The organism is Craurococcus roseus, assembly GCF_039523795.1.
Taxonomy (GTDB): Bacteria; Pseudomonadota; Alphaproteobacteria; order Acetobacterales; family Acetobacteraceae; genus Craurococcus; species Craurococcus roseus.
Map to the genome: position 1 here is coordinate 1 of NZ_BAAAFZ010000005.1, position 19,147 is coordinate 19,147.

Annotated in this window: 16 protein-coding genes and 1 riboswitch; of the genes, 7 read left to right on the forward strand and 9 right to left on the reverse strand. The window is 72.6% G+C overall.

All coding sequences use genetic code 11. The features are described 5' to 3' along the window. Positions 1-70: 70 nt before the first annotated feature. The 4 genes from ABD067_RS01125 to ABD067_RS01140 all read right to left on the reverse strand — a co-directional run bounded on the left by ABD067_RS01125 (position 71) and on the right by ABD067_RS01140 (position 7,663). Entirely contained in the window at positions 71-1,138 is a 1,068-nt protein-coding gene (locus ABD067_RS01125) for a ribonucleotide-diphosphate reductase subunit beta (protein ID WP_343893289.1), read from the reverse strand. A 340-nt stretch (positions 1,139-1,478) separates the two neighbouring features. After that, complete coding sequence (locus ABD067_RS01130) at positions 1,479-3,347, reverse strand: ribonucleoside-diphosphate reductase subunit alpha (protein ID WP_343893290.1); 1,869 nt, start codon at positions 3,345-3,347, stop codon at positions 1,479-1,481. A gap of 558 nt (positions 3,348-3,905) precedes the next feature. Next, positions 3,906-6,218, reverse strand: coding sequence for a 5-methyltetrahydropteroyltriglutamate--homocysteine S-methyltransferase (metE, locus tag ABD067_RS01135; protein ID WP_343893291.1), 2,313 nt, complete (start codon positions 6,216-6,218; stop codon positions 3,906-3,908). Positions 6,219-6,300: 82 nt separating this feature from the next. Then, positions 6,301-6,531: riboswitch (cobalamin riboswitch) on the reverse strand. Between the two features lie 25 nt (positions 6,532-6,556). Further along, positions 6,557-7,663, reverse strand: coding sequence for a TRAP transporter substrate-binding protein (locus tag ABD067_RS01140; protein WP_343893292.1), 1,107 nt, complete (start codon positions 7,661-7,663; stop codon positions 6,557-6,559). A 169-nt stretch (positions 7,664-7,832) separates the two neighbouring features. Between ABD067_RS01140 and ABD067_RS01145 the strand changes: the two genes are divergently transcribed. From ABD067_RS01145 to ABD067_RS01160, 4 genes are read left to right on the forward strand one after another with little or no spacing between them, the layout of a single operon-like run. Beyond that, entirely contained in the window at positions 7,833-8,318 is a 486-nt protein-coding gene (locus ABD067_RS01145) for an MOSC domain-containing protein (RefSeq protein ID WP_343893293.1), read from the forward strand. Further along, positions 8,315-9,253 carry a PDR/VanB family oxidoreductase gene (locus ABD067_RS01150; RefSeq protein WP_343893294.1) on the forward strand — a complete coding sequence of 313 codons (939 nt, stop codon included), beginning with the start codon at positions 8,315-8,317 and terminating at the stop codon, positions 9,251-9,253. The genes ABD067_RS01145 and ABD067_RS01150 overlap by 4 nt, the downstream gene beginning before the upstream one ends. Beyond that, a complete protein-coding gene (locus ABD067_RS01155) occupies positions 9,250-9,930 on the forward strand; it encodes a helix-turn-helix domain-containing protein (protein ID WP_343893295.1) in 681 nt (226 codons plus the stop codon). The genes ABD067_RS01150 and ABD067_RS01155 overlap by 4 nt, the downstream gene beginning before the upstream one ends. Then, entirely contained in the window at positions 9,927-10,382 is a 456-nt protein-coding gene (locus ABD067_RS01160; RefSeq protein ID WP_343893296.1) for a PaaI family thioesterase, read from the forward strand. Before ABD067_RS01155 ends, ABD067_RS01160 begins: the two co-directional genes overlap by 4 nt. Here the strand turns inward: ABD067_RS01160 and ABD067_RS01165 are convergent. The 3 genes from ABD067_RS01165 to ABD067_RS01175 are packed head-to-tail and all read right to left on the reverse strand — an operon-like array spanning position 10,379 to position 13,199. Continuing rightward, positions 10,379-11,620 carry a CaiB/BaiF CoA transferase family protein gene (locus ABD067_RS01165; RefSeq protein ID WP_343893297.1) on the reverse strand — a complete coding sequence of 414 codons (1,242 nt, stop codon included), beginning with the start codon at positions 11,618-11,620 and terminating at the stop codon, positions 10,379-10,381. The two genes, ABD067_RS01160 and ABD067_RS01165, sit on opposite strands and share 4 nt — an antisense overlap. Continuing rightward, the gene (locus ABD067_RS01170; protein WP_343893298.1) at positions 11,617-12,375 is read right to left on the reverse strand and encodes a CoA-transferase; all 759 of its coding nucleotides are present in this window, start codon (positions 12,373-12,375) and stop codon (positions 11,617-11,619) included. Before ABD067_RS01170 ends, ABD067_RS01165 begins: the two co-directional genes overlap by 4 nt. Continuing rightward, on the reverse strand, positions 12,372-13,199 hold the full coding sequence (locus tag ABD067_RS01175; RefSeq protein ID WP_343893299.1) for a CoA transferase subunit A: 828 nt from the start codon (positions 13,197-13,199) through the stop codon (positions 12,372-12,374). Before ABD067_RS01175 ends, ABD067_RS01170 begins: the two co-directional genes overlap by 4 nt. 908 nt (positions 13,200-14,107) lie before the next feature. Between ABD067_RS01175 and ABD067_RS01180 the strand changes: the two genes are divergently transcribed. Further along, entirely contained in the window at positions 14,108-15,529 is a 1,422-nt protein-coding gene (locus ABD067_RS01180) for an FAD-binding oxidoreductase (RefSeq protein ID WP_343893300.1), read from the forward strand. A gap of 67 nt (positions 15,530-15,596) precedes the next feature. Here ABD067_RS01180 and ABD067_RS01185 read toward each other — a convergent pair whose 3' ends face one another. Both ABD067_RS01185 and ABD067_RS01190 read right to left on the reverse strand, forming a co-directional pair. Continuing rightward, on the reverse strand, positions 15,597-15,953 hold the full coding sequence (locus ABD067_RS01185; RefSeq protein WP_343893301.1) for a type II toxin-antitoxin system RelE/ParE family toxin: 357 nt from the start codon (positions 15,951-15,953) through the stop codon (positions 15,597-15,599). Further along, entirely contained in the window at positions 15,954-16,235 is a 282-nt protein-coding gene (locus ABD067_RS01190) for a hypothetical protein (RefSeq protein WP_343893302.1), read from the reverse strand. Between the two features lie 208 nt (positions 16,236-16,443). Between ABD067_RS01190 and ABD067_RS01195 the strand changes: the two genes are divergently transcribed. Further along, positions 16,444-16,989: a GNAT family N-acetyltransferase gene (locus ABD067_RS01195; protein WP_343893303.1), complete on the forward strand. Its 546-nt coding sequence runs from the start codon at positions 16,444-16,446 to the stop codon at positions 16,987-16,989. A 32-nt stretch (positions 16,990-17,021) separates the two neighbouring features. Then, on the forward strand, positions 17,022-18,962 hold the full coding sequence (locus tag ABD067_RS01200; RefSeq protein WP_343893304.1) for an alpha/beta hydrolase domain-containing protein: 1,941 nt from the start codon (positions 17,022-17,024) through the stop codon (positions 18,960-18,962). Positions 18,963-19,147 lie beyond the last annotated feature (185 nt).

A 19,147-nucleotide genomic window follows, 5' to 3' on the forward strand; every position in this document is an offset into this window, starting at 1 on the left:
GCGTCGTCACCCACAGCCTCATGCTCCTCGCCGATGCGGCGTGAGCCTTTCAACAGAGCAAAAGGCGTTTTTAATGGACCGGAGGGCCTTTCAGACTCTCATTGTCCTCGCCGCGCCAGTGGTCACCGATCGATGATGACCAAACCTCCTCCCAACTGCCGATGGTGCTCGCCCGCGAATACTCGGTGGCGCGGTTCTCGAAGAAATTCGTGTGCTCCACCGCGTTCAGCATCTCGTCGAGCCAGGGGAGCGGGTTCTTCTCGATGCCGTAGATCGGCTCCAGGCCGAGCTGTTGCAGGCGCCGGTCGGCGATGAAGCGGATGTAGCCCTTGGTCTGCTCCGCATCGAGGCCCTGCACGCCGCCCAGTTCGAAGGCGAGGTCGATGAAGGCGTCCTCGTGCTCGACGATGGTGGCGCAGATCTCGGTGATCTCCCGCCGCAGATCCGCCGTCCAGATCTCCGGGTTCTCCTGCACGAAGGTGCGGAACAGCCGGATGACGGAGAGGCAGTGCAAGGTCTCGTCGCGCACCGACCAGGAGACGATCTGCCCCATCCCCTTCATCTTGTTGAAGCGGGGAAAGTTCATGAGGATGGCGAAGGAGGCGAAGAGCTGGAGCCCCTCGGTGAACGCGCCGAAGGCGGCCAGCGTCTTGGCGATCTCGGGCTTCGAATCCACCGAGAAGCCCTGCATGTAGTCGAACTTGTCCTTCATCTCCTTGTACTTGAGGAAGGCGGTGTACTCCGTCTCCGGCATCCCGATGGTGTCGAGCAGGTGCGAGTAGGCGGCGATGTGGATGGTCTCGATGTTGGAAAAGGCCGAGAGCATCATCAGCACTTCGGTCGGTTTGAAGACCTGGCTGTAGTGCTTCATGTAGCAGTTGTTCACCTCGACGTCCGCCTGGGTGAAGAAGCGGAAGATCTGCGTCAGCAGATTCCGCTCGGCGTCGCTGAGGTTCTTCTGCCAGTCCTTCACGTCGTCCGCGAGCGGCACCTCCTCGGGCAGCCAATGCACGCGCTGCTGCGTCAGCCACGCATCGTACGCCCACGGGTAGCGGAAGGGCTTGTAGACCGGGTTCGCGGTCAGCAGGTCGAAGCGCGCGGCGCGGTCGCCGCCGGGCGTGTGCATGCCGTCAGCCATGGATGGGTGTCCTCCCCTGGACTCGATCAATGAAAGCCATTGCGAGGCGCCGGCCCTCGGCCCCGGAACGCGGCCAAGTCGGCAGGCCCACGATCAATGGGACCGTGTCGAAGCCGCCGTCCACGATGGCTATGCAGCACGCCTTCTGCAAATCCGCCGGCGGCATGGAGGCCAGATCGGGCAGCCCCGCGCGCAGTTCGGACACAGAAACCCCCGATCGCGGCTCACGCCTTCGATTGGACATCCGCATCACTCCAAGCTGGTAGAAAACCGTGCCATCCCGGGCGGCGGGGGCGCTCCCAGGCGCCGTCCCGGCCGCCCCGGCGTCAGCCGGCCCGCCTCATTGGCAAGCCAAGCATTCCTCGTAATTCGTCGCGTTCGCCGTCGCCTGCGCCGCCGCGGCCACCAGCGGCAACGGCGCCGGCACGTCGTCCTTGTGCAGCGTCATCACGTCGCTCTGCCCGACCACCTTCTGGCTCACCGCGTCCGCGCGCTGGATGGACAGCGAGCGGCAGTAGTAGAGCGACTTCACGCCGCGCTTCCACGCCATCACGTGGATCTGGTGCAGGTCGCGCTTGTGCACGTTGGCCGGCAGGAACAGGTTCAGCGACTGGCTCTGGCAGATGTAGGGCGCGCGGTCGGCCGCGTGCTCCACCACCCAGCGCTGGTCCAGCTCGAAGGCGGTCTTGAAGGTGGCGCGCTCCTGGTCGGTCAGGAAGTCGAGGTGCTGCACGCTGCCCTTGTTGACGGTGATCGTCGTCCAGGTGTCCTCGTCGTCCCGCCCGTGCTTGGCGAGCACGCGCTTCAGGTACGGGTTGCGGACGATGTAGGAGCCCGACAGCGTCTTGTGGTTGTAGACGTTGGCCGCGATCGGCTCGATGCCCGGCGAGGCGCCGCCGCAGATGATGGAGATCGACGCCGTCGGCGCGATGGCGATCTTGTTCGAAAAGCGCTCGGGGAAGCCGTACTCGGCCGCGTCCGGGCACGGCCCCCGCTCCTCCGCGAGCTGCCGGCTCGCCGCGTCCGCCTGGGCGCGGATGTGGCGGAACATCTTCTTGTTCCACACCTTGGCGACCACGCTTTCGAAGGGGACGTTCAGCGCCTGCAAGAAGGAGTGGAAGCCCATCACGCCGAGGCCCACGCTCCGCTCGCGCATGGCGCTGTACTTGGCCTTGGCCATGCTGTCGGGCGCGGTGTCGATGAACTCCTGGAGCACGTTGTCCAGGAAGCGCATCACGTCCGGGATGAAGCGCGGCTCGTCCTTCCACTCGAACCAGGTTTCTAGGTTGAGGGAGGACAGGCAGCACACCGCCGTCCGCTCCCGCCCGTGCTGGTCGGTGCCGGTGGGCAGGGTGATCTCGGAGCAGAGATTGGAGGTCTTCACCTCCAGGCCGGCCAGTTTCTGGTGCTCCGGCCGCGCGCGGTTCACGTGGTCGGAGAATACGAGGTAGGGCTCGCCCGTCTCGATCCGCGCCGTGAGGATGCGTATCCAGAGGTGGCGGGCCGAGACCTTTCGGACGACGGCGCCGTCCTTGGGGCTGGTCAGCGGCCACTCCTCGTCGGCCTCCACCGCGCGCATGAAGGCGTCGGGGATGAGCAGGCCGTGGTGCAGGTTGAGCGCCTTGCGGTTCGGGTCGCCGCCGGTGGGGCGGCGGATCTCGATGAACTCCTCCACCTCCGGGTGGCTCACCGGCAGGTAGCAGGCCGCCGAACCGCGCCGCAGCGAGCCCTGCGAGATCGCCAGCGTCAGGCTGTCCATCACCCGGATGAAGGGCACCACGCCGGAGGTCTTGCCGTTGCGCCCGACCTTCTCGCCGATGCCCCGCAGGTTGCCCCAGTAGGAGCCGATGCCGCCGCCCTTGGCGGCCAGCCACACGTTTTCGTTCCAGAGGCCGACGATGCCTTCCAGGCTGTCGGACGCCTCGTTCAGGAAGCAGGAGATCGGCAGGCCGCGCGTGGTGCCGCCGTTGGACAGCACCGGCGTCGCCGGCATGAACCAGAGGCGCGAGATGTAATCGTAGATGCGCTGGGAATGCGCCGCGTCGTCACCGAAGGCGCTCGCCACCCGGGCGAACAGGTCCTGGTAACTCTCGTCCGGCAGGAGGTAACGGTCGTCCAGCGTGGCCTTGCCGAAATCGGTAAGCAGCGCGTCGCGAGACCGCTCCACCTGGACTTGGCCGTGCCCCTGCAATTGGACGGCGTCGAACACCGTGGCTTCCCCCTCAAATCCCCGGACCGGAGCATGCATGTTTGACGCTTCCTACACAATATATCGGCCTGATCGCCCCATACTAACACCATATGAGGTGGGTGGTTGCAGATTTTCGGCCGTCACGTCCCGCCTATCAATGCGGCCTTTGTTCTATATACGTTCACACTTGACCGCCGCTCCCGCAAGCGAAAACAGCGGCTTCAGGGCCGTTGTTGGCAACCTGCGACAGGCATCCGACGAGCAAAAAGCGGAACCACGGCGCAAGCATCCCCAGGTTCCACACTTATCCACAGTATCCACAGGGTCCGTCGCCCGCCTTCTGTGGCGCCGGAGGCACTCGGCCCCGTGAAGGGCCGACCCCAGCGATGGGCTGGGACGCGCCCGCGGCGGCGCCCCTACCAAGAAGGCGCATAGCAAGCCTTGAGCAATCGCAAAAGTGGAAATGCGGCTAGCGGCGCCAGCGGGTGGGGCACCGAATCGCGGAGGGGGCCGTCCCTGCGGACCGCCCTAAGGAGCCGCCCGGCGGGCGGCCCCTCCTTCAGCTAGGCCGTAGGGTCAGCGCAGCTCCGCCCGCAGCCGCCGCGCGGCCTCCACCAGATTCGCCACCGCCGGCTTCACCTCGGCCCAGCCGCGGGTCTTCAGCCCGCAGTCGGGGTTGAGCCACAGCCGGTCGGCCGGCAGCCGCTCCATCGCGCGCCGCAGCAGCGCGGCCATTTCCTCCGCGCCCGGCACGCGCGGGCTGTGGATGTCCCACACGCCCGGCCCGATCCCGTTCGGGTAGGAAAAGGCGGCGAAGGCTTCCAGCAGCTCCATCCGGCTGCGCGCGGTTTCGATGGAGATCACGTCGGCGTCCATGGCCGCGACCGCGTCCATGATGTCGTTGAACTCGCTGTAGCACATGTGGGTGTGGATCTGCGTTTCGTCCCGCACCCCGGCCGAGGCGAGGCGGAAGCACGCCACCGCCCAGCGCAGGTACTCCGGGCGGTCGCCCTCCCGCAGCGGCAAGCCCTCGCGGAAGGCCGGCTCGTCGATCTGCACGACGGGGATGCCGGCCGCTTCCAGGTCCAGCACCTCGTCGCGGATGGAGAGCGCGATCTGCCGGCACACCGCCTCGCGCGGCAGGTCGTCGCGCACGAAGGACCATTGCAGCATGGTCACCGGCCCGGTGAGCATTCCCTTCATCGGGCGCTTGGTGAGCGATTGCGCGAAGGCGCTCCACCGCACCGTCATCGGCGCCGGCCGCGACACGTCGCGCCAGATGATGGGCGGCGCCACGCAGCGGCTGCCGTAGGATTGCACCCAGCCGTGCTTGGTGAAGGCGTAGCCGTCCAACCGCTCGCCGAAGTACTTGACCATGTCGTTGCGTTCGAACTCGCCGTGGACCGGCACGTCCACGCCGACCTCGTCCTGCCAGCGCACCGCCTCCGCGGTCAGCCGCTCGATGCCCGCCTCGTATTCGGCCGAGGCGATCTCGCCCCGCGCGGCGCGGGCGCGCAATGAGCGCACCTCGGCCGTTTGCGGGAAGGAGCCTATGGTGGTGACCGGCAGGGGCGGCAGGCGCAAACGCTCGCGCTGCTTGGCCGCGCGCCCCGCGTAAGGGCTGCGCCGCCGCTCCATCTCAGGCGTGAGCGCGGCGAGGCGCTCCGCCACGTCCGGGTTCCGCGCCACCGCGTCGGCCCGGTGTTCGGCGACGGCCCTGTCGCTCGCCTCCAGCGCCGGCGCGACGGCCGCCTCGCCCTCGTCCAGGGCGCGGGCCAGCGCCGCCACCTCCGCCAGCTTCTCCTCCGCGAAGGCGAGGCGCCGGCGCAGCGCGGGATCGAGCGCCGTTTCCATCCGCAGGCTGTGCGGCACGTGCAGCAAGGAGCACGACGGCGCCACCATCAGCCGCCGCGACCCGTCCGCGCGCCGCCGCGCCGCGCCCTGCAACCGCTCGAGCACGCCGTGCAGGTCAGTGCGCCACACGTTGCGCCCGTCCACCACGCCGAGGGATAGCCATTGCTCCGCCCGCGCGAGGCCCAACGCGCCGTCGAGTTGCGCCGGGTCGCGCACCAGGTCGAGATGCACGCCCGAGACCGGCAAGGAAAAGGCGAGCGGCAGGTTCTCGCGCAAGCCCCCGAAGTAGGTGGCGAGCAGCAGGTCCAGCCCGGGCGCCGCGTCGGCCAGCGCGCGGAAGGCGGCGGCGTAGGCGTCGCCCGCGCCCGCCGGCAGATCCGTGGCGAGGCAGGGCTCGTCCACCTGCACCCAGGCCGCGCCCGCCTCCGCCATGCCGCGCAGCGCGTCCGCGTAGGCGGGCAGCAGCGCCGGCAGCAGGTCGAGCGGCTTGGTCCCGTCCTCGCCCTTGGACAGCAGCAGGAACGACACCGGCCCGAGCAGCACCGGCCGCGTGCGGCACCCGCTCGCCAGCCCTTCCCGCACCGCCTCGGCCCAGCGGTTGCGCGCCAGGCGGAAGCGCGTCGCGGCGGACAGGCGCGGCACCAGATAGTGGTAGTTGGTGTCGAACCACTTGGTCATCTCCAGCGCCGTCGCGGTGCCGCCGGAGCAGCCGCAGCCCCCGCCGCGACCGCCGCGCGCGAGCAGGAACAGCGTGGACAGGGAGACCGGCCCCTCGCCGTCCCAGCCGTAGCCCGGCGGCACGGCGCCAAACGCGCAAGCGGTTTCCAGCACGTGGTCGTAGAGGGCGAAGTCGCCCGAGGGCAGGTGCCCGATGCCCGCGCCCTGCTGCACGGCGCGGCCGTTGGCGCGCAACGCGGCGGCGCCGCGGAGCAGTTCGTCTTCGGAGCTTTTGCCGGCCCAAAAGGCTTCGAGCGCGGTCTTGAGTTCCCGGCGCGGCCCGATGCGCGGGTAGCCGAGGTTGGCGGCGATGGTCATCGCATACAGTCTCCGCCACCGGTGCGCCCAGCCCGGCGGAAGGGATGGCGGCGCCGCCCGCGGCCCGCCCTCGGCGGAGCACGGAAGGTCGCCGGCGCCGGCAGGTCTCCTGGCTCGCGGGTCGCCGCCGCCGGCCCGCCTTCCCGCGCGGGCGTCTCCGCCGCGCAGTGGCCCGCCCCGTTCGTCACGAGGCGGATGGGCCGGCGGCTCTCCGCCGACAGTTGCTGGGGCAGCCGCCGACTTGCGAGGCGAGCCCCGCGCACGGCGTTCCCTTTTCACCCGCCCGCGCGGGACCAACGCGACATAAGCATATCTTTATGCCTCGCCGACAGCAAGCCTCAGCGCGCCGCGACGGAGGCCCGACGCAACCGCAGCATCATGGTGTCGAACGCGTAGTCCAACACTTGGTGGTAGCCGTAGTGGCGGTCGCGGAACGCCGTCTGGCTCTCCAGCAACTCCTTGAAGCGCGGATTCGCCGCCGCCTGCTCAGCCAGCACCTCCTGCGTCGCCCGGTAGAGCGCTTCCAGCACGTCGTTCGGGAACTGCCGGAGTTGCACTCCTTGCGCCACCAGCCCGTACAGCGCCTCCACGTTCTTCCAGTCGTACTGCGCCAACATCCAGGTGGCCGCGGCGGTGCAAGCGCCCTCCAGCGCGGCGCGGTAGGCGCGCGGCAGTTCGCTCCACTTCTGGAGGTTCACCAGGCTGTGGAACACCGCCCCGCCCTCGCCCCAGCCGGGGTAGTAGTAGTTCCGCGCCACCTTGTTGAAGCCGAGCTTCGCGTCGTCGTAGGGCCCGATGTACTCGACGCCGTCGATCGTGCCCCGCTCCAGCGCCGGGTAGATGTCGCCCGGCGCGATCTGCTGCGGCACCACGCCGAGCTTCGCCATCACGTTGCCCGCCAGCCCCGCGACGCGGAACTTCAGCCCGCGAAGGTCCTCGACGCCCTTGATCTCCTTCCGCAGCCACCCGCCCATCTGGTTGCCGGTGTTGCCGCAGGGAAGGGCGTGGATGCCGAAGCCGCGGTAGACGCCGTTCAGCATCTCGTTGCCGCCGCCGTGGAAGAACCAGGCGTGCTGCTGGCGCACGTTCAGCATGAAGGGCACGGTGGTCGAGAAGGCGAGCGCGCTGTCCTTGCCGGTGAAGAACAGCCCGCCGGTGTGCGCCATCTCCACGCTGCCGGCCGAGACCGCGTCCATCGCCTGCAAGGCCGGCACGATTTCGCCCGCCGGGAAGGGCTGGATGCGGAACCGCCCGTCCGTCATCTCGGACACCAGCCGGCACACGTACTCGCTGGTGCCGTAGGTGATGTCGAGCGTGCGCGGGAAGGAGCTGGTCAGGCGCCAGCGGACCTCTGGCTGCGTTTGGGCGACGGCGGGCGCGGCGAGCGCGGCCGGCCCCGCGGCGAGCCCGGCGGCGGTGGCGAGGATGGTGCGGCGACGCTGCATCTCGTGCCTCCTCTCGGCGGCGGGCCCTGGCCCGGCGCTTGCAACAGCCCGCGTTGCAAGCCGGGTGCCACGCCGGCCGCCGCCGCCGGTGCCCTTGCGGGACGGGCGGCAGGGTGGCATCTAGCTGTCCAATGGGCAACGCGTTGCCCAAACCGGGAGCAACGGGCGCATGGCTGTCACCCCCACCTGGCTCGGCGTCGTCACCCACCTCCACGTCGCGCCGCGCGCCTTCCTGCCCATGCGCGGCATGGAGGAAATCGAACTGGTCGAAGGCCGCGGCATCGTCGGCGACCGCTACATGATCGGCACGGAGCAGGGCTTCTACTCCGACAAGCCGGAGGAAGGCCGCCAGGTCACGCTCTTCGAGGAGGAGGCGCTGGAGTGCATCCGGCGCGACCACAACATCACCATGCTGCCGGAAGAGCACCGCCGGAACGTCACCACCCGCGGCGTGCCGCTGAACCACCTCGTCGGGCGCCGCTTCCACCTGGGCGAATGCCTGCTGGAAGCGACCCGCCTCTCCTTCCCCTGCAAGCACATCGAGGAGATCCTGGAGAAGCCGGTCTTCGAACCCATGATCCACCGCTCCGGCCTCAACTGCCGCATCCTCAAGGGCGGCACGGTGCGCGTGGGCGACGCCGTCCGGCCCGTTTGAAGCACGTCCAGACCGTCGTGCGCGAAGCGGCGCCCGCCGGGCCGGGCGTCCGCCGCCTCGTGCTGGCGGACCCGGACGGCTGGCCGCTGCCCAAGGCCAAGCCCGGCGCGCACATAGACCTATACCTGCCCGGCGGCCTCGTCCGCGCCTACTCGCTCTGCGGCGACCCGGCGCAAGCGGATCGCTACGTGGTGGCCGTGAAGCGCGAGACGGCCGGCCGCGGCGGCTCCGCCTTCGTCCACGACGCGCTGGCCGTGGGCGACGCGCTGGGTGTCTCCCTCCCCCGCTGCACTCTCCCGCTCGCCCCTGACGCCGCGGAGCACGTCTTCGTCGCCGGCGGGATCGGCGTCACGCCCTTCCTGCCGATGGCGCTCGCCGCGGAGCGCGCCGGCACGCCCTGGCGCTTGCACCTCCTGCACCGGGACGCGCCGCCCCTACCCGACGCGCTGGCGCCGCTGGTGGAAACGGGCCGCGCCGTCCTGCACGACACCGCGCGTGCGCCACGTCCCGCGCTCGCCTCGCTGCTCGGCCCTGCCGCGCCCGGCCGCCACGCCTACTGCTGCGGCCCGGCCGGCATGATCGCCGACTTCGAAGCCGCCACCACCGACTGGCCCGCCGGCGCCGCGCACGTGGAGCATTTCGTTCCGCCGCCCCTCGCGCCCGACCCGGCAGCGTGTCCTTTCACCCTGGTCCTCGCGCGCTCCGGCCGGGAAGCCGCGCTGCCCGCCGGCGCCCCCCTGCTGCCCGCCATCCGCGCCCTCGGCGCCGCGGTGGAGGCGAGCTGCGAAGGCGGTATCTGCGGCGCCTGCCGCGTCCGCTGGCTGGAAGGCCCGCCGCTGCACCGCGACCGCGTGCTCTCGCCCGCCGAGCGCGAGCGCGACCTGATGGCCTGCGTCGCCGGCTGCGCCGGCCCGCGCCTGGTGCTCGACCTGTGAGGCGCGCCGCCCGGGAAGGCCGGCCGTGGCCGGACTTGGCGACCGTCGGCCCCCGGACGGGCGCGCGCGGCCCCGCGTCGCGGCCCCGCGCCGAAGGCGGGCCGACGGACGCCGCGGCCTCGGCACCGAACGCCGCCACGGCCATCCTCGGCCCGCAGCTCCGCCGCTTGCGGCTGGAGCGCGGCCTGACCCTGGAAGCGCTGGCGGAAGCGGTGGCGCTCGACAAGGGCTACCTGTCGCGGCTGGAGCGCGGCCGGAAGGCGCCCTCCGTTTCCACGCTGCTCCGCCTCGCCGCCGCCTTGTCCGTGCCCGTGGCGCAACTGCTCGGCGAGGAGCTGGCCGACGACGCCGTGCGCGTGTCCCGCTCCGCGCGCCGCCGGCGCAGCGCCCCGGCGCTCCGGCAGCACGGCGTGGAGGCGCTGACCCGCGGAGACGCCCCGCTCGCCGCCTTCGTCATCCACCTCGGCCCCGATTTCGCCGAGGACGGCCCGCACGAGCACGGGGGGGAGGAGATGCTCTACGTCCTGCATGGCACGGTGGAACTCGCCTTCGCCGACCGCCGCCTTCTGCTGCACGCCGGCGACACGGCCGAGTTCCCAGGCCACCTGCCGCACCGCTTGCGCCGCGTCGGCGCGCCGCCCGCCGCTGTGCTGGTCGCCGTGGCGCGCGCCCAGTGACGGCGGCGCTCGACCCCGCCGCCGAGCGCCGCGTCCGCGAAAGCTTCGCGCGCCAAGGCTTCGTGCTGCACCTCGGCGGGACCATCGAGTCGGTCGCCGCCGGCCGCGTTTCGCTCCGCCTGCCCTTCCGCCCCGAACTGGCGCAGCAGCACGGCTTCTTCCACGCCGGCGCGCTCACCACGCTCGCCGACACCGCCGCCGGGTACGCCGCCTTCACCCTGATGCCGGAAGGCGCCGCCGTGCTGACGGTGGAGTTCAAGGTGAGCCTGCTGCGCCCCGGCCGCGGCGCCGCGGCGGTCGCGTGGGCCGAGGTGCTGAAGCCCGGCCGCACGCTGATGGCGGTGCGCGCCGACGTGTTCTGCGTGGGGGACGGGGGCGCCGAGGAACTGGCCGCCACCATGCTGGCGACCATGATGTGCGTGCGGGACCGCCCGGACGTGCCGGCGGGTTAGCGCCGCCGCGCGCCCACCAGTATCCCCTCCTCCCGCAGCGCCGCGATCTCCGCCTCCGAGAATCCGTGCCGCGCCAGCACCGCTTCCGTGTGCTCGGCGAAGCGCGGCGGGGCGGCGCGGGTGCCGCCGGGCGTGCGGGACAGCTTGATCGGCGTGCCGAGGCCCCGGTAGCCGTCGCCCGTCTCCGTCACCATCTCGCGGTGCGCGGTGTGCGGCGCTGCCAGCGCCTCGTCCACGTGGCGCACCGGGCCGGCGGGCAGGCCGGCGGCCAGCATCCGCCGCGTCAGCTCGTGCCCGTCCTCCTCGGCGAAGCGCCGCTCCAGGATCTCCGTCAGCGCCTCGCGGTTGGTCACGCGGCCGCCGTTGGTGGCGAAGCGCGGGTCGCGCGACACCTCCGGGATGCCGAGGAACTCGCAGAACTTGCGGAACGCCGGTTCGTTGCCCGCGGCCACGAAGATCTCGCAGGTCCGGGTGCGGAATTTGGAATAGGGCGCGAGGTTCGGGTGCGGGTTGCCGGTCGGGTGCGGCCGCTTCCCGTTCAGCAGGTAGTTGGCCGCGTGCGGGTGCAGCAGCGCCATGCCGCAGTCATGGAGCGTCATGTCGCAGAACTGCCCCTCGCCGCTGCGCTCGCGCTCCTGCAAGGCCATCAGGATGGCGATGGCGGAGAACAGCCCGGTGGCGATGTCCACGATCGGGTTGCCGAGCCGCGTCGGCCCGCTGTCCGCCGTGCCGTTGATGGACATCAGGCCCACCATCGCCTGCAACACGGCGTCGTAGCCGGGGAAGCCGCCCTCCGGACCGTCGGCGCCGAAGCCGGACACGCGGCAGTGGATCAGGCGCGGGAAGCGGTCCCGCAACACCTGCTCGTAGCCGAGGCCCCACTTCTCCATGCTGCCCGGCTTGAAGTTCTCCACCAGCACGTCCGCGCCGTCGAGCAGCCGCAGCAGCACCTCCCGCCCCGCCGGCTTCGACAGGTCGAGCCCCACCGAGCGCTTGTTGCGGTTCACGCCGAGGAAGTAGGAGGCGTCGCCGTGCCCGTCGAAGGGCGGCCCCCAGTCGCGCACCTCGTCGCCCTGGGGCGGTTCGAGCTTGATGACCTCCGCGCCGTGGTCCGACAGCACCATGGTGCAGTACGGGCCGCCCAGCACGCGCGTCAGGTCGATCACCTTCAGCCCGGCCAGGGCGCCGGCCGACCGCGCCAGCCCCTTCCCGCCGGCCTGTGGGAGTGCGTCGTTCATGCGGCAGCCTTCCTTCCGAACACGCGCGCGCAGAATTCCGGGTAGGTCCCGAGCATCTCGTCGCAAACCGGTCCGCGCAGCAGCGCCAACTCCTCCGCCGTGGGTTCCGGCGTGTCCGGCACGCCCCTGCCCGGCGCGTCGAAGTCGAAGCCGGTCGCGGCGCGCACGCCCTCCAAGGTCTCGCCCGGGTGCAGGCTCTCCAGCGAGAAGCGCGCCCGCGCGGGATCGAATCGGAACACGCAGCGCCCCGTCACCAGCGCCTGCGCCGTGCCGCGCCGGAACACGCCGGGCGGCGAGGTGCCGGGCGCCGAGACGTGCGCGACGCGCGGCACCAGCACCCGCGGCGAGTGCTCCTCGCGGAACAGGATCGTGCGCGGCACCATCATGTACATGAAGGCCGAGCCGAAGGAGCCGGGGAAGCGCACCGCGCGGCCCGGCCACTCGCCGGTGCCCACCAGGTTGAGGTTCGCCCCGCCGTCGATCTCCCCGCCGCCGAGGAAGAACAGGTCCAGCCGCCCCTGCCCCGCGAGGTCGAACAGCTCCCGCGTGCCCTCGGTGAAGGGGTTCCCGGTCGGCCGCGCCAGCAAGGACAAGCGCAGCGGGTGGCCGAGCTTCTGCACCAGGTAGCAGGCCGCGGCCGGGATCGGCGACGCCGCGCCCACCGCGACGTGCCGCGCCGGCGGGGCCGAGGGGTCGAGGATCAGCCGCGCGACCGCCGCCGCCAGCCGCTCCTCGGGCTTTGCGGCCGCGCTCATTCCGCCGCGAGCGCCGGGCGGCCCAGCACCTCGCGCTCCAGCCAGGCGCGGAAGCCCTCCTCCGTCCGCGCCGCGCGCGCGTACTCGGAAACGTAGGCGGGATCGGCCGCATACTCGTCCAGCATCCCGGCGGGGTGCGCGCCGCGCTCGGCCACGGCCACGGCGGTCACGTAGGTCGCGGAGACGGCGCCCGGCGCGAGCCGCTCGTCGCGCAGGAAGTCGCCCTCCACCACCCGCTCCACGGTGACGAGGCAGCGGGCGCTGGCGTGGGCGATGGTGGCGCACTCCCGCCGCCGCCCCACCCAGACGTTGCCGACCGCATCCATCATGGCGGCGTGGAACGCGCCGAAGTCGGGCTTGAGCGCCGGCAGCAGCAGGATCGGGTCTTCGCCGCCCTCGCTGAACGGGTTCGGCACGACCTTCCAGTCCGGCCGGTGCGCCACGAGGTCGCTGCCGACCACGCCGCGCAGCGGCATGAAGGGCACGCCCTTTTCCGAGGCTTGCAGCATGGTGTGGATGGCCGGGCAGGTGGCGTCCAGCACGCGGACGCTCCCCTCGCGCACCGCCGCCGAGAAGCGCGGCGCGAAGCCCGCTTCGCCGAGGCTCGCCGCGCTGGTCTGCACCTCGGCGACGCAGCCGGCGCCGATCAGGATGTCGGTGGCGAAGCCCGAAACCGGCACGCCCACCAGCCTGAGCCCCCGCGCGCCGCGGCGGACTAGCGCCTTGGCCAGCGCCACGGCGGGCAGCGAGTTGTCGGGCGGCATGGCGACCATGGCGCCGTCCGGCACGCTCTCGGCCATGGCTTCCAGGCTGATCGGCTGCATCGCGGTCCCTCCTGGGGCGAGCCTAGGCCGCCCAGGGGCGCGCGCGAAGGGTGGCGCCTCGGTTCGGGGTTCGGCCTTCGGCGCGTTCCGTCCTCCGCCGGCCCGGCCATCGGGCGGGACCGTAATTCTGTCGAGTTCGGACGAATACCCCTCCCTCGCGCACCGGGGCCGGAGGGGTGGGCGCGTCGTGGCCGCGCGGAGCCGGACGCTTCGCCGGGACGGGGGATGGCCCGCGCCGGTTCCCGCCAGTTCCGTCGTCGGCTGCGGCCGGGTTTTGCCGCTTTCGGACAAATCCCCATCCGCCCCGCGGCGGGGCCGGGCGGGGGTCGCGGCCTGGCATCCGGCGCTCCGCAGCGATGCAGGGCGCGTCGCGGCGACACGGGCTTGCGGCGCCACCGGGCGGCGCCGGCCCTTGCCACGTTCGGACAAAATCGCCCCCTCGCGCGGCGGGGTGAGATGAGGGGTTGCGTCAGGCGCGAAAAGCATCTAGGAATATTAGCTTATATGGCGCGCAATGTCCAGGCGCGTCTGCGGTGGGTGGTGCCTCATACCACCGAGCGCAGGTTTCGATCGATGTGATCGACGCCACGCGCCGGCGTTCCGGCCATTTCCCGGACCTGCGCCAACATCAGCGAAACGTCAGGGAACGGCTCCTTTCCTCAACCGGTCCCCGGCTCGCCTACCTGCGTTTTTGGGGTGGACTCCGATGTGGCCGGGTCCTCCATTCCGCTGTGCCCCGCATCCGGCCTCCGCACGAACAATGTTTTGTTTGTGTTGAACGTTGTTCAAAGTAAGTGGTATGAACACCTGAACGTTGTTCAAAGAAGTGCCGCGCCATGGGCGAGCCGCCACCCCCTGTCTCCCGTACGACCCCCACCCGCCGCCGGGTCCTCGGCGCCGGGCTCGCCATGGCGGCCTCCTCGGCCATGCCGGCGGCGCCCCGGGCCGAGGCGATGCCCGTGCTGGACGATGCGAGCCGCCTCACTCCGACCCCCGTGGCGCGCCACGTGGTTCTCGGCCCCGATCCGGACGCCGCCCTCTTGGCGCGCCTGCGGGCCGAGTTGCGCGAGGCCGCGGCGGCGGGCCGGCCGGTCGCCCTAGGCGCCGCGCGGCACTCAATGGGCGGCCAGAGCCTCGCCGCCGGTGGCACGGCCCTCACCTTCGCGCCGGGCGGCTGCTTCCCGGACCAAGCCGCCGGGACCTTCCATGCCGGCGCCGGCACCCGCTGGCGCGACGTGATCGCCGCCCTCGACCCGCTCGGCCTGTCACCGGCCGTGATGCAGTCGAACAACGACTTCGGCGTCGCCAGCAGCTTTTCGGTGAACGCCCACGGCTGGCCGGTGCCCCGCGGACCGTTCGGCGCCACCGTGCGCGCGCTCCGGCTGATGCTCGCCGATGGCGCCGTGGTCGCCTGCTCGCGGGGGGAGAACGCGGAGCTTTTCCGCGCCGCCATGGGCGGCTACGGCCTGCTCGGCATCGTCCTCGACCTCGAGGTGGAGGCGGTGCCGAACCGCCTCCTCGCCCCGAGCTTCCAGGTGTTGCCGGCGGCCGCCTTCGCCGCGCGTTTCGTCGCGCTCTGCGCCGACCCAGCCGTCGCCATGGCTTACGGGCGGCTGAACGTCGCCGTGCGCGGCTTCCTGGCCGAGGCCCTGATGGTCGGCTACCGGCCGGTCCCGGTGCCGCGCACCGGGCTGGCGCGGGCCGGGACGGGCGGCCCCGCCATCGCCCTGGCCCGGGAAGTGTACCGGGGCCAAACCGGCTCCGAGGCGGGCAAGCGCCTGCGCTGGTACGCCGAAACGGAGGTGGCGCCGCACGCGCCGGGGAACCGCGCGACGCGCAACAGGCTGCTGAACGAGCCCGTCGCCAACCTCGCGGACCGCGCGCCCGGCCGCACCGACATCCTGCACGAGTACTTCGTGCCGCCGGACCGCCTCGCCGATTTCCTCCTCGCCTGCCGGGAGGTCATCCCGCGGAGCCGCCAGGAGCTGCTGAACGTCACGCTCCGCTTCGTGGGCGCGGACCCGACGAGCCTGCTCGCCTACGCGCCCGCGCCGCGCATCGCTGCCGTGATGGCCTTCTCGCAACGGAGGACGGCGGAGGCCGAGGTGGACATGCGCCGGATGACCCAGGCGCTGGTGGACGCCGCGCTCGGGCTCGGCGGCAGCTTCTACCTGCCTTACCGCCTGCACGCCCGGCGCGAGCAGGTGGAGCGGGCCTACCCGGGCCTCGCGCGCTTCGCCGCGCTCAAGCGTCGGCACGACCCCGGCCTGCTGTTCCGCAACGCCCTCTGGGACGCATGGCTCGCCACCCCGTCCGCGGGCAAGGGCTGATGGACCGCCCCGGCGCCCGCCTGCCCACGCTTCGTGATGCGCTCCCGGAGCCTCGGATGGCCTTCCGTCACTTCATCAGCCGCCGCGCCTCCCGGGACAGCAGCATCCGGTCGTGCGCCATCCCCAGGATCTCCACCTCGCCATCCTCGGCCAAGCGGTAGACGACGACATGCCGGGGCTTGCCGACCCGCTCGCCCGGCGGCGCCACCAGACGGCGCCCGAGCCGCAAAGGGTACGCTCTCACGCCCCGGACGCGGGGCACCGGGCGGGAGCCGCGGAGGCCAGGGTCGGCGCCCAGGGCGGCCCAGACGGCGAGCATGAGGCGGTTGTAGCGGGCGGCGGCGTCGATGCCCCACTCGCCAGCGCCCTCCAGGAGGATCTGGTCCGCTTGGTCCTCGGCCCGCCTCGTGAGGCGGTAGCCCATTCAGCGCCCCCGGGCGGCCAGCCGGGCGCGCAGGCGCTCCATCATCCGCCGGTGGAGGGCCTCGCCGTCTTCGGGCGTCGAAACCGTCGTGTACCGGCCGGCTTCGATGTCGGCGATGCCCGCCTCGGCGACGGCGACGAATTCGTCCTCCGCCTCGAGGTCCTCGGCGTGCCGGCGAACGGCGTCCTCGAGGAACTGCTCCCCGCTCGCGGCCCGGCCCTCCGCGACCTGCCGTTCGATGATGCTCCGGAGGTGGTCGGGTAGGTGTTGAACGACGCCCATGGCGGCCTCCTGGCGGCAGGATACCCGGAACGAAGGGACCCCGCACCGGCGAAATCCGGACGACCGGACTTGTGAGCCTGGACGTGCCAGCGACGCGCGAGAGGGACCGATACCTGCCCAGTGCAAACATTCAAACCGAGGCGCTACCCAACGCTCGCTCCTTGCTCGAAAATGGATGCCAGCGCCGGCCGGGGCTATGGCGTAGGGCATGGTCCTCGACAGCCTGCGCGTCCGCCTCCGCCCCTGGCGCGACGGCGACGCGGACGCCTTCGCCGCGCTGAACGCCGACCCGGCGGTGATGCGCCACTTCGCCGCGCCGCTGTCCCGTGCCGAGAGCGACGCCATGCTCGCGCGCGTCCGCGCCCACGACGCGGAGCACGGCTTCTGCTTCTGGGCCGCGGAGCGCCGCCCCGACGGGCGCCTCGTCGGCTTCTGCGGCCTGAGCCGCGTTTCCTTCGGGGCGCGCTTCGTCCCGGCGGTCGAGATCGGCTGGCGCCTGTTCCCGGCCTTTTGGGGCCAGGGCCTCGCGCGGGAAGCGGCGGAATTGGCGCTCGCCGCCGCCTTCGGCCCGCTCGGCCTCCCGGAGGTCGTGGCCTTCACCGTGCCGGCCAATGCACCGTCCTGGGGCCTGATGCGCCGGCTCGGGATGCGGCCGGACGGCGGGTTCGAGCACCCGCGCCTCCCGGAAGGCCATCCCCTCCGCCCGCACCTGCTGTATCGTCTGCGGCGGGACGAGTGGAGCCGCGCCGCGTGAGGCCCGGCCCGCCGCGGGAGGAACGGACGCCCATGCGCCTCGCCATCGCCGCCGCCGCGCTGCTCGCGGCCGCCGCCGCGCTGCCGGCGCGCGCCGAAGTCACCGCGTTCGAGCAGCAAGGCCCCGCCGCCGTCGCCTTCGGCGGGCGCGAGTTCGCCGCCGGGCGCTACGAGCGCATCGCCGCCCGCGCCACGGTCGCGCTCGACCCCGCCAACCCGCGCAACGCCGGCATCGCCGACATCGCGCTCGCCCCGCGCAACGCCGCCGGGCGGGTGGAGGCCGTGGCCGACGTGGTGATCCTCCGCCCCGCCGACCCGGCGCGCGGCAACCGCACCCTGCTGCTGGAAGCGCCCAACCGCGGGCGCGAGCTGGCCGGCCAGTTGTTCCACGACTCACCCGCCGCCAACGGCCTCGTCCAGGGCACGGAGGCGGGCAACGGCTTCCTGCTCGACCGCGGCTACACCCTCGCCTGGGTCGGCTGGCAGGCGGACCACACGGCGGAGGGCGGTTTGCGCCTGCGAGCGCCGGTGGTGCCGAACGTGACCGGCCTGTCGCGCGAGGAGTTCCTGTTCGAGCACGGCCGCAGCCCGGTCGAGGCGCGCCTTTCCTATCCGGCCGCGACGGAGGAGGGCGCCACGCTCTCCGTCCGCGCCCGCCCCGGCGACGAGCGGCAGCACCCGGAAACCCTGCGCTTCCGCTTCCTCGACCCGCAACGCGTCGAGATCGCCCGCCCGCCGAGCGGCTTCGACGCCGGCGCCCTCTACGAGTTGGTCTACACCGCCCGCGACCCGGTCGTGGCCGGCATGGGCTTCGCCGCCATCCGCGACGTCGCCGCCTTCCTGCGCGGAGGCGGCCTGGCGGGCGTCGCCGTGGACCGCGCGGTCTTCCACGGCATCTCGCAATCCGGCCGGCTGGTGCGCGACTTCCTGCACCAGGGCTTCAACGCGGACGAGCGCGACGGGGGCCGGCCCGTCTTCGACGCCATGCTGCCGCACATCCCCGGCGCGCGCCGCACCTTCACCAACGCCCGCTGGGCCCAGCCCGGCCGCAACCCCACCGCGCACGGCGACCGCGGCTACCCGGCCAACCAATTCCCCTTCGCCTACGAGGACTCGACCGACCACCTCACCGGCCGCGCGGACGGGCTGCTGCGCCGATGCCGCGAGAGCCGCACCTGCCCCAAGGTCATCCAGGCCGACACCGAGTACGAGTTCTTCGGCGCCCACGCATCCTTGCTCGCCACCGACACCCGCGGCGCCCCGCTGCCCCTGCCGCCGGAGGTGCGCGCGTACCTCATCAGCGGCCACCCGCACTTCGCCCCCGCCAACGGCGAGCCCGGGCGCCGGCCCGAATGCGCGCTGCCCACCAACCCGCTGCACGCCGGTGCCCCGCTCCGCGCCCTGCTCGTCGCGCTGGAAGCCTGGACGCGCGACGGCGCCGAGCCGCCCGCGAGCCGCTTCCCCGCCGCGGGCGACGAGGGCGGCCTCGCGCGCCCGACCGAGGGCCTCTATCCCGCCGCCATCCCCGGCCTGCCCTGGCGCGCCGGCGCCCACGCCGCGGCCGAGCTCGTGGACGACTCCACCATGCCGCCCGCCGTGCGCGGCACCTACCCCGTGCTGCTGCCGCGCGTGGACACCGACGGCAACGCCGCGGTCGGCCTTCGCCTGCCCGTGCTGGAAGCGCCGCGCGCCACCTACCTCGGCTGGAACCCGCGCGCGGAAGGCTTCGCGCCCGGCGCCCCCTGCACCAACCAGGGCGCCGTGCTGCCCTTCGCCGCCACCCGCGCCGAGCGCATGGCCGCGAACGACCCGCGCGCCTCGGTCGAGGAGCGCTACCCGAGCGCCGCCGATTACGTGGAGGAGGTGCGCGCGGCGGCGGAAGCGCTGGCGCGGGACCGCCTGCTGCTGGAACCGGACGCGAAGGCCATGGCCGAGGCCGCGGCGGCGAACACCCTCGCCCGCCTCCCCCGCTGAAGCGCGGAACGCTCGACTCCCGAGGCCGGCGCGGCTGCACCGCGCGCGTCGACGCCCTAGCAGCGGCCTTCGCACCGGAAGCGCCCGACCCGGCGCGACGGGGCACCGCCGCGGCCGCAGCGACCGGCGCCCGCGCCCCTCGGCCGGAGCTGCGCCCCGTGCCCGGAAGCGCCGCCCGCCCGGAC

Excerpts from the sequence above, each read along its gene's own strand:
- ABD067_RS01175 (WP_343893299.1), bottom strand. The coding sequence starts at position 13,199 with ATGCAGCCGATCAGCCTGGAAGCCATGGCCGAGAGCGTGCCGGACGGC.
- ABD067_RS01185 (WP_343893301.1), bottom strand. The coding sequence starts at position 15,953 with ATGGGCTACCGCCTCACGAGGCGGGCCGAGGACCAAGCGGACCAGATC.
- metE (WP_343893291.1), bottom strand. The coding sequence starts at position 6,218 with ATGACCATCGCCGCCAACCTCGGCTACCCGCGCATCGGGCCGCGCCGG.
- ABD067_RS01125 (WP_343893289.1), bottom strand. The coding sequence starts at position 1,138 with ATGGCTGACGGCATGCACACGCCCGGCGGCGACCGCGCCGCGCGCTTC.
- ABD067_RS01180 (WP_343893300.1), top strand. The coding sequence starts at position 14,108 with ATGGCGGCCTCCTCGGCCATGCCGGCGGCGCCCCGGGCCGAGGCGATG.
- ABD067_RS01140 (WP_343893292.1), bottom strand. The coding sequence starts at position 7,663 with ATGCAGCGTCGCCGCACCATCCTCGCCACCGCCGCCGGGCTCGCCGCG.
- ABD067_RS01200 (WP_343893304.1), top strand. The coding sequence starts at position 17,022 with ATGCGCCTCGCCATCGCCGCCGCCGCGCTGCTCGCGGCCGCCGCCGCG.
- ABD067_RS01170 (WP_343893298.1), bottom strand. The coding sequence starts at position 12,375 with ATGAGCGCGGCCGCAAAGCCCGAGGAGCGGCTGGCGGCGGCGGTCGCG.
- ABD067_RS01145 (WP_343893293.1), top strand. The coding sequence starts at position 7,833 with ATGGCTGTCACCCCCACCTGGCTCGGCGTCGTCACCCACCTCCACGTC.
- ABD067_RS01190 (WP_343893302.1), bottom strand. The coding sequence starts at position 16,235 with ATGGGCGTCGTTCAACACCTACCCGACCACCTCCGGAGCATCATCGAA.
- ABD067_RS01195 (WP_343893303.1), top strand. The coding sequence starts at position 16,444 with ATGGTCCTCGACAGCCTGCGCGTCCGCCTCCGCCCCTGGCGCGACGGC.
- ABD067_RS01165 (WP_343893297.1), bottom strand. The coding sequence starts at position 11,620 with ATGAACGACGCACTCCCACAGGCCGGCGGGAAGGGGCTGGCGCGGTCG.